Source organism: Streptomyces sp. GESEQ-35 (assembly GCF_017948485.1).
Taxonomy (GTDB): Bacteria; Actinomycetota; Actinomycetes; order Streptomycetales; family Streptomycetaceae; genus Streptomyces.
Window position 1 is genome coordinate 118734 of record NZ_JAFFSX010000028.1, and the last position, 11367, is coordinate 130100.

The 11367-nt window shown below is 71.9% G+C and carries 11 protein-coding genes; 6 read left to right on the top strand and 5 right to left on the bottom strand.

All coding sequences use genetic code 11. The annotated features are described in order from the left end of the window. Positions 1-83: 83 nt before the first annotated feature. On the top strand, positions 84-1712 hold the full coding sequence (locus tag KCH87_RS38885; protein ID WP_210592642.1) for a DoxX family protein: 1629 nt from the start codon (positions 84-86) through the stop codon (positions 1710-1712). Between the two features lie 181 nt (positions 1713-1893). Here KCH87_RS38885 and KCH87_RS38890 read toward each other — a convergent pair whose 3' ends face one another. The 3 genes from KCH87_RS38890 to KCH87_RS38900 all read right to left on the bottom strand — a co-directional run bounded on the left by KCH87_RS38890 (position 1894) and on the right by KCH87_RS38900 (position 4487). Further along, positions 1894-2634, bottom strand: coding sequence for a nucleotidyltransferase family protein (locus KCH87_RS38890; protein ID WP_210592595.1), 741 nt, complete (start codon positions 2632-2634; stop codon positions 1894-1896). Between the two features lie 54 nt (positions 2635-2688). Continuing rightward, complete coding sequence (locus tag KCH87_RS38895) at positions 2689-3135, bottom strand: hypothetical protein (protein ID WP_210592596.1); 447 nt, start codon at positions 3133-3135, stop codon at positions 2689-2691. A gap of 215 nt (positions 3136-3350) precedes the next feature. After that, the gene (locus KCH87_RS38900) at positions 3351-4487 is read right to left on the bottom strand and encodes an ABC transporter ATP-binding protein (protein WP_210592597.1); all 1137 of its coding nucleotides are present in this window, start codon (positions 4485-4487) and stop codon (positions 3351-3353) included. A gap of 244 nt (positions 4488-4731) precedes the next feature. Here KCH87_RS38900 and KCH87_RS38905 point away from each other — a divergent pair, with 244 nt between their 5' ends. The 4 genes from KCH87_RS38905 to KCH87_RS38920 are packed head-to-tail and all read left to right on the top strand — an operon-like array spanning position 4732 to position 7560. Further along, positions 4732-5067 (top strand): helix-turn-helix transcriptional regulator, encoded by a 336-nt coding sequence (locus KCH87_RS38905; protein ID WP_210592598.1) that lies wholly within the window; start codon positions 4732-4734, stop codon positions 5065-5067. Continuing rightward, positions 5067-5735 carry a cation transporter gene (locus KCH87_RS38910; protein WP_210592599.1) on the top strand — a complete coding sequence of 223 codons (669 nt, stop codon included), beginning with the start codon at positions 5067-5069 and terminating at the stop codon, positions 5733-5735. The genes KCH87_RS38905 and KCH87_RS38910 overlap by 1 nt, the downstream gene beginning before the upstream one ends. A gap of 27 nt (positions 5736-5762) precedes the next feature. After that, positions 5763-6326 carry a Chromate resistance protein ChrB gene (locus tag KCH87_RS38915; protein ID WP_210592600.1) on the top strand — a complete coding sequence of 188 codons (564 nt, stop codon included), beginning with the start codon at positions 5763-5765 and terminating at the stop codon, positions 6324-6326. Between the two features lie 52 nt (positions 6327-6378). After that, positions 6379-7560, top strand: a complete 1182-nt coding sequence (locus KCH87_RS38920) for an MFS transporter (protein WP_247197441.1) — start codon at positions 6379-6381, stop codon at positions 7558-7560. Here KCH87_RS38920 and KCH87_RS38925 read toward each other — a convergent pair. Beyond that, positions 7532-7924, bottom strand: a complete 393-nt coding sequence (locus KCH87_RS38925) for a metalloregulator ArsR/SmtB family transcription factor (protein WP_210592601.1) — start codon at positions 7922-7924, stop codon at positions 7532-7534. The two genes, KCH87_RS38920 and KCH87_RS38925, sit on opposite strands and share 29 nt — an antisense overlap. Positions 7925-8087: 163 nt before the next feature. Between KCH87_RS38925 and KCH87_RS38930 the strand changes: the two genes are divergently transcribed. Further along, complete coding sequence (locus tag KCH87_RS38930; protein WP_210592602.1) at positions 8088-10082, top strand: heavy metal translocating P-type ATPase; 1995 nt, start codon at positions 8088-8090, stop codon at positions 10080-10082. Here the strand turns inward: KCH87_RS38930 and KCH87_RS38935 are convergent. After that, on the bottom strand, positions 10018-11355 hold the full coding sequence (locus tag KCH87_RS38935; RefSeq protein ID WP_210592603.1) for a wax ester/triacylglycerol synthase domain-containing protein: 1338 nt from the start codon (positions 11353-11355) through the stop codon (positions 10018-10020). The genes KCH87_RS38930 and KCH87_RS38935 overlap by 65 nt on opposite strands. Positions 11356-11367: the final 12 nt, after the last annotated feature.

Sequence of the window (11367 nt, forward strand, 5' to 3'; positions counted from 1 at the left end):
GTCCAGGGCAACCTTGACGCGGTCCGGACACTTCCGGCGGGTCAAAGCAGTGTCCTAACTCCATGTCACTCGGTTAGTTGAGTGTGGACACCAGAACACCCCGCACACCCACGGGGGACCGCTCGTCGGATTACGACGACGCTCCCGCGCTGAGCATGGTGAAGGTGCCGAGCGATCCGGCGCAGATCATCGTCAATCATGTGAGCTTCCGCGTGCAGTTGGGCGCCTCGACCCGGCGGACCCAGTCGCCGCGGGTCGCACGGCACATGCGCGCCACCGAGGACTCCGCCCGCATCCCGGCCGCCGCCTCCGCCCCCGGTACCCGCCGCCGCGCTCCCGTCGTCTGGAGCGGGAAGTCCGATCCGGACGACACCGGCGCCCACCGGCTGCTCCAGGCGGTGCGCGGCGGCAGCGTCCGGCACGGCGAGGAGCCGGCCACCGACGCCGGCGCCACCCAGGTCCTCCCGCGCATCGACGAGGGCGGCTACGGCGGATACGACGACGTCACGGCGCAGACCCTCGAAACCCCGCTCGTCGGCGCCCAGCGCGGCCCGGACTCCGGCGAGACCCGGCTCCTGCCGCAGATGCGCTCGGCCGGCAGTGCCTACGACGAACCCGCCTACGAAGGCGAGCAGTTCGACGAGGACTACGGCTACGAGGGCGACGACGAGGACACCGACACACCGGGCAGGCGCTACGGCGACGACCCGGCCCGGCACGCCTACTACCCCGGCCGCCGGATGAACCTCGGCGTCGTCCTGCTCCCGCTGCGTATCTTCCTCGGCTTCATCTCCATCTACGCCGGCATGGGCAAGCTCTGCGACCCCGTCTACTTCGACGGCGGCAAACGCGGCTCCATGACCAAGTGGCTCAACACCCTGCACCCCTGGGAAGTCGCCGAGCCACTGCGTCAGTTCGCACTTGAGCACCCCGTCGGTTCCGGTCTCGTCATCGCCTTCTTCCAGGTCATCGTGGGTGTCCTCACGGTCCTGGGCTGCTGGCAGCGGGTCGCCGCCGTCGTCGGTGCGCTGCTGTCGGCCGCGCTGCTCGTCACCGTCAGCTGGAAGAGCGTCCCGGCCTACGACGCCCCCGACATCATCTATCTCGCCGCCTGGTCCCCGCTGATCATCGCGGGCGCCCCCGTCTACTCCATCGACGGCCGCCTCGGCGGCAGCGCCTGGCGCCGTCTCGGCCCCCGCGCCGACATCTGGGAGCTGCGCAGCTACGTGCTGCGCCGCGGTGCCCTCGTCACCGCCGTCGTCGCCGGGCTCACTCTGCTGGTCGGCTCCCTGCTCGGCGGCGCCGTCCGCGACGCCGACCGCGTGGTCGTACCCGGCCCCGGCGAGGCACCGCGCAACGAACTGCCGGGCTCCCCGCTCCCGCAGAAGCCCGGCAGAAGCGCCCAGGAACGCACTCCGAGCGCCTCCAACGCACCCACCCAGGGCGCCACATCGGGCGCGAGAAGCCCCTCCGGCGCCGCGACCACCCCCGGCGCCTCCCGCAACGCCGGCACCGCCACCGGCTCCCCCAGCCAGACCCAGGGCACCGCGGGCCAGGCCCCACCCCAGCAGTCCTCCCCGGCCGACGAGGCCCCCAGCACCAGCAGCGGCCCCACCTCGGGCGGCGGCACCGGCGGCTCCCCGGGCGGCACCGGCGGCGGCGGAGACACCACCCCGGAGGAACCGGGCCTGGTGGGCGGCTTGTTGGGATAGCCCACAGGCTGACACGACGACAGTGGGGTCCCGCACGGAATGTGCGGGACCCCACTGACGTACGGGGACCAGGACGCCCTTCTTTTTAGGGGCGCGGGGTGTCGTACGGGACCACAGCGCCCCGTCAGGGGCGCGGGGAACTGCGCGACCAGCCCCCACCGGCCGTCAGCCGAACGACGACCTACGCACCCCCACCCCGCAGCGAGCGCAGCTCCTTCGCAGCCTCGGTCAGATCCTTCGCCGTATCAATGGCACGCCAATACGCCCCCTGCGGAAGGGGAAACCCCGCCAGCCGCCGCTCCCGGGCCAACCGCGGAAACGTCGTCCGCTCATGATCCCCCCGCTCCGGAAGCATCTCGGCGAACTCGGGCGAGAACACATACACACCCGCGTTGATCTCGAACGTCGACGGCGGCGCCTCGATGAAGTCGGTGATGTGACCGAAGCCGTCCGTCTGCACGGCGCCCCACGGGATCCGCGGACGGGCCAGCGCGAGCGTGGCTATGGCGTCGCGCTCGGCGTGGAAGTCCGCCATGTCGCGCAGCGAGAACCGGGTCCAGATGTCGCCGTTGGTGGCGTACCAGTGCCGGTCCGGATGAGGGAGATGCGCGGCCGCGTACTTGAGCCCGCCGCCGCGGCCGAGCGGCTCGGTCTCGACGACGGTCGTGACGCGGACGGGCAGGTCGGCCGAGTCCAGCCACTTCTGTAGGACGTCGGCGAGGTGGCCGCAGCTGATGACGACGTCCGTGACGCCCTCATCGGCGAGCCAGGCGAGCTGATGGCCGATGATCGGCGTCCCCGTACCGGGGATCTCGACCATCGGCTTGGGCCGGTCGTCGGTGTACGGGCGCAGCCGGGAGCCCTGGCCCCCGGCCAGGACGACGGCCTGAACGGGGCGGGACGCGACGTTCGGATCGGTCATGACCGAACTGTACGTCGCGTCCCACCGGCTGCTTCGGGCGCCAACCGTTGTGGTTCAGCTGTGCGCGCCCGCGACCCCCGAGGCGAACGAGGTGTCGCAGACCGGGCGGGAGAAGGACTGGGCCCGGTTCGCGCCGTAGACACGGACCGCGGCGCGGCCGAGATCGCGGGCGAGCGAGGCGCAGTGCCGGGCCAGTGACGGGCGCTCGTTGACCGCCTGCTGGAGGTGGGTGAGCGCGATGCCGGGATCCTTCTCCTGGAGTTCGGTCAGGAGCTGGTCGCGCAGCACCTCCTGGGGTGCGCGCTTCTTGACGGGCGCGGCCAGGTCTTCGGAGGACGCGGTGAGCACCGAGTTCGAGGAGTTCCCCGACCAGTTGACTCGGGTGACCGCGAGGGTCCCGGAGAGCACCAGGACGACGGGCAGGACGAGGGCGAGGGAGCGGCCGATCCGGCGGGCGGGGCCCCGGCCGCGTCGCATCTGTTGGGTAGTGGAGTGCTTCACGCGAGTGAGGGTAGCGTCCGGTAATGATTTGGCGACATTCAGTCACCGGTTCGGGGGATAGAGAGGTGCCTCGGATTGGGTGACGCGTTGACGCACGCTGCTCGAAATGACCGTCTCTGCCGGGGTATTTGTCGACAGCGAAAAGGGCCCCGCAGCGCTCTGCGGGGCCCTCTTCGTCAACCTGGGTGAATTACCCGGGGTTGTACTGCCTGTTCTCAGTCGGAGAGTCGCTCGCCCGTGGAGGTCGAGAACACGTGGGTCTCGCCCGGCCGCGGCACGACGTGCAGCGTGGCGCCCTTCTCCGGCACCGCGCGGCCGCTGACGCGGACGACCAGGTCCTTCAGGGTGTCGTCGACCTTGGCGCTGCCGTAGACGTAGCCGTCGGCGCCGAGCTCCTCGACGACGTTGACGGAGACGGCGAGGCCCGCCGGGGCGTCCTCGGTCTCCTTCGAAAGGGAGCTCGCGGCGCCGCCGTTCTGCTCGACGATGTCGAAGTGCTCCGGGCGGACGCCGACGGTGACCGTCGTGTCACCCTTGTCGGCGGCTGCCGTGAGCGCCTCGCGGTTGACGGGCACCACGCTGTTGCCGAACTTCACACCGCCGTCGGTGATCGGGACCTCGACCAGGTTCATGGCGGGGGAGCCGATGAAGCCGGCGACGAAGAGGTTGGCCGGGCGGTCGTACATGCTGCGCGGCGAGTCGACCTGCTGGAGCAGACCGTCCTTGAGTACGGCGACCCGGTCGCCCATCGTCATGGCCTCGACCTGGTCGTGGGTGACGTAGACGGTGGTGATGCCGAGGCGGCGCTGGAGCGACGCGATCTGCGTACGGGTGGAGACACGGAGCTTGGCGTCGAGGTTCGACAGCGGCTCGTCCATGAGGAACACCTGGGGCTCACGCACGATGGCGCGACCCATGGCGACACGCTGGCGCTGACCACCGGAGAGGGCCTTCGGCTTGCGCGCGAGGTAGTCGGTGAGGTCGAGGATCTTCGCCGCGTCCTCGACCTTCTGGCGGATCTCCGCCTTCGGCACACCGGCGATCTTGAGCGCGAAGCCCATGTTGTCGGCGACCGTCATGTGCGGGTAGAGCGCGTAGTTCTGGAACACCATGGCGATGTCCCGGTCCTTCGGCGGGAGGTGCGTGACGTCGCGGTCACCGATACGGATGGTGCCGGAGTTGACGTCCTCGAGCCCCGCGAGCATCCGGAGCGAGGTGGACTTGCCGCAGCCGGACGGACCGACGAGGACGAGGAACTCGCCGTCCCCGACCTCGATCTCCAGACCATCGACGGCGGGCTTCTCGGTGCCCGGGTAGATCCGGGTCGCCTTGTCGAACGAAACAGTGGCCATGGTGAAGGGCCCCCTTCTACCGGCAGGAACGTGCCGGACGATCCGTTGTAGGAAGGTGGTGTGCCACGGCGGCTTGACGCCGTTGTGGTGTAGTCCACACAGGTGAACTGGGTCAGGACGGTACCTGGCGTTCACCTCGTCTGTCAGTACCCGGGTCGGTGTGAACTTCGACGAAATTTTCGAGTAGGGACTCCATGTGCGTTCAGGGTTTCCTGAATTCAGGATTCTCTGTATCGTCGGCGTGGTGCTGACCCTCACCACCGAGATCGACGTACTCACCCGGTTCGGCCGCGCCCTCGCCGACCCGATCCGCTGCCGACTGCTGCTCGCCCTGCGCGAGGCGCCGGCCCATCCCGCGGACCTGGCCGAGACGCTGGGCATCTCGCGCACCCGGCTCTCCAACCACCTCGCCTGTCTGCGCGACTGCGGACTGGTCGTCGCCGTGCCCGTGGGCCGGCGTACCAGGTACGAACTCGCCGACCCGCGGCTCGGACACGCGCTGGACGACCTGCGGACCGCCGTGGTCGCCGTCGAGACGGACCGCACCTGCGCGGAGGCGGACGAGAAGGGCTGCTGCTGATGGCCGGGATATCCATCGGCCCCTCCCCGGTCCGCCGCGACGCGCTCGCCCGGCGGATACGCCTCCTGGCCGGCGCCACCATCGCCTACAACACCGTCGAGGCCGCCGTCGCCCTCACCGCCGGTGCCGCCGCCTCCTCGACGGCGCTCATCGGCTTCGGCCTGGACTCCGTCATCGAGGTGTCCTCGGCGGCCGCCGTGGCCTGGCAGTTCTCCGCCCGCGACCATGCCGTGCGCGAGGCGCGGGAACAGCGGACCCTGCGGATCATCGCCCTGTCCTTCTTCGCGCTTGCCGCATACGTCACCGTGGACGCCGTACGGGCCTTCGCGGGCGCCGGGCACGCGGACCACTCGGTGGTCGGCATCGCCCTCGCCGCGCTCTCCCTGCTGGTCATGCCGGTGCTGTCGGCGGCGCAGCGCCGGGCCGGGCGGGCGCTCGGCTCGGCCTCCGCCGTGGCCGACTCCAAGCAGACCCTGCTGTGTACGTACCTGTCGGGCGTGCTGCTGGTGGGGCTGGTCGCGAACGCCGCGTTCGGCTGGACGTGGGCCGACCCCGTCGCCGCGCTGGTCATCGCCGGGATCGCGGTGAAGGAGGGCCGGGACGCATGGCGCGGGGAGGGGTGCTGTGCGCCGGCCGCCGGAACGTCCTGCGCGTGCTGCACACACTGAGATGTAACCACTGCTACATTCACCGCCGTGACCAATGATGTGCGCTGGCTTGTCCTCGTGCTCAGAATCGCCGCCGAACCCTCCCGGCACCGGGTGGCCGTCTGGCGCGAGCTGCGCAAGATCGGGGCGCTCTCGCTCGGGCCGGGCGTCTGGGCCGTACCGGACGTGCCGGTCTTCGCCGCCGGGACCGACCGCGCGCTGGAACTCACCGAGCGCGCCGCGGGCGAGGCCGTCGCGCTGGCCGCGACCGGACGCGGGGCGCAGGACGGGCAGCGGCTGCGCGCCCTGTTCAACGCCGCCCGCTCCGCCGACTGGGCCGAATTCCTCGCCGACTGCGGCAAGTTCGAGGAGGAGCTGGCCAAAGAGGTCCGCATCGCCAAGTTCACGCTGGCCGAGCTGGAGGAGGAGGAACAGTCCCTGGAGCGACTGCGGCGCTGGCACCGGGACCTGACGGCCCGTGATGTGTTCGGCGCGTCCGAGGCGGCCGAGGCGGGCGAGCGGCTGAAGGCCTGCACGGCAGCCTGCGAGGACTACGCGGAGCGCGTGTTCGCGGCCCTGCACCGGTCACCCGAGGCGGAGCCGGGCGAATGAACCGGCCGCGGATACGCCCGCTGCCCACCGTTGACGGCGAGGGGGCGGACGTATGAGCACCGCACCCACCCTCCAGACCGCCCCCGGCCGCCAGATGTGGCCCCTCTACGCCGCCGGCTTCACCACCGCCTTCGGTGCGCACGGCATCGCCGCCAACCTCGGTGGGCACTCCGAGGACGCGGTGACCTCGCTGCTCGTCCTCGGCGGACTGCTCGCTCTCTACGACGGTGCGGAGGTTGTGCTCAAGCCCCTGTTCGGGACGCTCGCCGACCGGATCGGGGCCCGGCCGGTACTCCTGGGCGGGCTGGTCGCCTTCGCGCTCGCGTCCGCCGCGTACGTCGTCGTGGACAGCCCTGGCTGGCTCTGGGCAGCCCGTCTCGGCCAGGGCGCCGCCGCCTCCGCCTTCTCGCCCTCCGCCTCCGCGCTCGTCGCCCGGCTGAACCCGGCGGCCAAGCACGGGCGGGCATTCGGCAGTTACGGCTTCTACAAGTCCATCGGCTACACCCTCGGCCCGCTACTGGGCGGCGTCCTGGTGTGGGCCGGCGGCCTCCCGCTGCTGTTCGCCGTACTGGCCGCACTCGGCGCAGCGGTCGCCCTCTGGGCGGCCGTGGCCGTCCCGCACGTCCCCCCGCTAACCAAGTCCCGCCAGACCGTCCTCGACCTGGCCCGCCGCCTCGCCGACCCCGTCTTCCTGGGACCGACCGCCGCGCTCGCCGCCGCCACCGCCGCCCTCTCCGTCGGCGTCGGCTTCCTGCCGGTCTCCGGCGCCGTCGCAGGACTCGGCACCGTCGCCACCGGCGCGGCCGTGTCGGTGCTGGCGGCCTGCGCGGCCGTCGTCCAGCCGAGGGCCGGGCGCGCACTGGACGAAGGCCGCCTGACCGTGCGCGCAGGCCTCACCGCCGGGCTGCTGACCACGGCGGGAGGACTGGCGTGCGCGATGCTCCCCGGCCTGACCGGCATCCTCAGCGCCGCCGCCCTGATCGGCATCGGCACCGGTCTGATCACCCCGCTCGGCTTCGCCGCCCTGGCCGCCTCGACGCCCCCGGAACGGCTCGGCCAGACCATGGGCTCCGCCGAACTGGGCCGCGAACTCGGCGACGCGGGCGGGCCGTTGCTCGTCGCGGGCGTAGCCTCGCTGGCCACCCTGACGTACGGCTACGCGGCCCTCGCGGTGCTGATCGCGGCCTACCCGATGCTCGCCCTCGTCAACGGACGACTGCGGCACCGTCCCTGACCTGCTCCTCCGGGGTGTCGCGCAGCCCCAGTCGCAGATGCTCCACGTGATAGAGGGCCTGGTCGAGCAGTTCGGCGACATGGTTGTCGTAGAGCGCGTAGATCACCGAACGGCCGCGCCGCTCACCCGTCACCAGACCAAGGTTGCGCAGCAGCCGCAGCTGATGCGAACAGGCCGACTGCTCCATGCCCACGGCGTCCGCGAGTTCGGTCGCCGCACACGGGCCCTCCTGGAGCCGGGCCAGGATCCGCAGGCGCGAGGGCGTCGCGAGGGCCTGAAGCGTCGTGGCCACATCGGCGGCGCCCACGGCCTCAAGGCGCTCGCGCGCGGTGGCGGGGGTCTTGGCGTCAGCTCCGTGGCCCATGCCCTTCATCCTACGGAGGCCAACACATGAACGCATGAATTGCTCTTCATGTGGTCCTGTACGGTGGAAGAAGCGGCGCCGGGTTCACGGCTCACCGCCACCCCGCCATGCCCCCTCGTGCCTCATGCCCCGTGCCCCGTGCCTCGTGAAGGACACCCGCCCCATGACCTCCACCGTCACCCGGCCGACGGCCGACCGGACCGCGTCGGCGCGCCCCCAGGAAGCCCCACGCCGCCGCACCCGCATCCTCGCCCTCCCCGAGGCACGCTGGGCCGCCGCGGCCACGGCCTTCTTCCTGCTCGCGCTGCCGCTCCAGCTCACCGGCGCCCCCGCCTGGACCTGGGGCCCGCTGTACGCCCTGGCGTACGTGACCGGCGGCTGGGAGCCGGGCTGGGAAGGCCTCAAGGCCCTCAAGGACAAGACCCTCGACGTCGACCTCCTGATGATCGTCGCCGCCCTCGGCGCCGCATCCATCGGCCAGGTCATGGACGGCGCTCTCCTCGTCGTCATCTTCGCCACCTCAGGCGCACTGGAGGCCCTGGCCACCGCCCGCACCGCCGACTCGGTCCGCGGCCTGCTCGACCTGGCCCCCGCCACCGCCACACGTCTCGTGGCCGACGGCAGCGAACAGACCGTTCCCGTCGAGGAGTTGGCGGTCGGCGACCTCATCCTCGTACGGCCCGGCGAGCGCGTCGGCGCCGACGGGCGCGTGCTCGACGGGGCGAGCGAGGTCGACCAGGCGACCATCACCGGCGAACCATTGCCGGCCGCCAAGGAGCCGGGCGACGAGGTCTTCGCGGGAACGCTGAACGGCACGGGTGCCCTGCGGGTACGGGTCGAACGGGACGCCTCCGACTCCGTGATCGCCAGGATCGTACGGATGGTGGAGGAAGCCTCCGAGACGAAGGCCCCCACCCAGCTGTTCATCGAGAAGGTCGAACAGCGCTACTCGATCGGCATGGTCGCCGCCACCCTCGCCGTCTTCCTCGTCCCGCTCGCCCTCGGCGCCGCGCTCACCGGCTCACTGCTGCGGGCGATGACCTTCATGATCGTCGCTTCGCCGTGCGCGGTCGTCCTGGCCACCATGCCGCCGCTGCTGTCCGCCATCGCCAACGCCGGACGGCACGGCGTCCTGGTCAAGTCGGCGGTCGTGATGGAACGCCTGGGACAGGTCGACACGGTCGCCCTCGACAAGACGGGCACCCTGACGGAGGGCATGCCGCGGGTCACCGACGTACGGCCGCTGCCGGGCTCCGGCCTCGACGACTCCGCCCTCCTCACCCTGGCCGCAGCCGCCGAACACCCCAGCGAACACCCCCTCGCCCGCGCGATCGTGGACGCGGCACGCGAACGCGGTCTCACGTTGCCGGAGACGAAGGACTTCGACTCCACACCGGGTGTCGGGGTGACCGCGGGTGTCGACGACCGGATCGTGGCCGTGGGCGCACCCGCACGCCTGCTGCACGGCGCCAGTGACTCGGTCGCCTCGGCCTTCGCCTCCGCGTTGGCCGCAGGACTCGAGGACGAGGGCCGTACGGCGGTCCTGGTGACGCTCGACGGCGTCCCGGCGGGCGTGCTGGGCATCGCCGACCGCCTCCGCCCGAACGCGGCCGCCACGATCACGTCCCTCACGACCCTCACCGGAACCAGGCCCGTCCTGCTGACCGGCGACAACCCGCGCGCCGCCGCCCACCTGGCCGCCGAGGCCGGCATCGACGACGTATGCGCCGGGCTGCTGCCTCAGCACAAGGTGGCAGCGGTGAGGGAACTCCAAGCTGTCGGCCGCAGGGTGATGGTGGTGGGTGACGGCGTCAACGACGCCCCCGCCCTCGCCGCCGCCCACTCCGGCGTCGCGATGGGGCGCGCGGGCTCGGATCTCGCGCTGGAGACTGCGGACGCGGTGATCGTCCGGGACGAGCTCACCACCGTGCCCGCGGTGATCGCCCTCTCGCGGCGGGCCCGGCAGCTGGTGGTGCAGAACCTGGTGGTCGCCGGGGTGTTCATCGCGGCGCTGGTGACCTGGGACCTGGCGGGGACCCTGCCGCTGCCGCTCGGTGTGCTGGGGCACGAGGGGTCGACCGTGCTGGTCGGGCTCAACGGTCTGCGGCTGCTGCGGGAGGCGGCTTGGCAGCGGGCGGAGCGTGCTGCGGGGCGATGAGCTGCGGCTCCGCACGGCTCACGGCATGGGCGCCGGACGCCGCGACCGCCTTCAGGTCCCGGGCCACGGCAGCGCCGATCATCTCGGCGTCCCCCGCACCCACATGGCTGACGACGGTGAGCGTGTAGGCGTCGGCGGTGTGGACGAGACAGAGGTTCGCCGTGCCCGGTGGGGAGAGCTGCGGCAAAGGGACGATGCGGGACAGGGGGCGATCGTGCAAGTGGCTGGGGTTGTCCCGCCACTTGAACGCGGTGCACAGGCTGGTGGTGAGCTCGGGGCGGGCGAGGCGCCTGGCCATCGCCTCGGCCAGCCACGGCATGGTCCGTGCGCTGGCCTGAAGTGCGGGGAGGAACACGCGGTGGGCGTCGCACCGGTGGTGCAGCGCCGCGACCAGGTCCTGGCAGGCCTGTAGACGGTCCACCGGGGATTCGACGTCGATGGGCAGCGGACTGCGCAGCACGGTGACGCCGTTGCCGAGCTGCTGTGCGTTGTGGCGGGTCCGCAGGTCGACCGGCACCGTGGCGTAGAGGGGGGTCGGTCCCTTCGGCCAGGATCGCAGGGGGCCGTAGCAGGCGCGGAGGGCGCCGGCGTAGGTGCTCAGGAGAAGTTCGTTGAGGGTCGCTCCCCGCCCGCCGGCCGGCTGGCGGCGGGCCGTACGCATCATCTGCGGGTCGAGCTCGACCATCGCCACTGACGGCCGCAGGTCGCCGGAGGGCGCCGGCGGAAGGGGCTGGCTGGGGACTCCGATACGGCGCAACTCCCTGAGCACGGTGGCGGGACCGATGCGCGGGCGCCGGCCCGCTGTCGTGACCGGGCCGAGCGCGGAGGGCGGTACGGCGTCGTCCATCAGCAGCCGGAAGAGCGTTTCCAGCGATCTGCCGTCCAGCAGCGCGTGATGGGCGAGCAGCACGATGGCGTGGTCGCCCGCCGGGGTGGCGTGTGGCGTCACCAACAGCCGCCACAGGGGCCGTTCGGGCGGCAGCGGGTGACTGACGCCGGCCGTCAGCAGGGAATCCAGATCCTGGTCCGTGGCGACGATGTGTGCCGCGGGATCGAACGGCCGGGTGGCCGTCCACCGGTGGCCCGACAGCGCCGCCGGCCCGCTGGGGGGCTCCAGGACCCAGCTCATCCGGTCCAGTCCGCTCCATCGTTCGCGGACGCGGGACCGCACCTGCGCCAGGTCGAACGGCCTTCCGGGAAACACCGCGGCGATGCCGATCGTTCCCGGCAGTCCATTGCGGAGGTGCCCTTCGTCGAAGGCCGACAGCCTCATGTTCCACAGCCT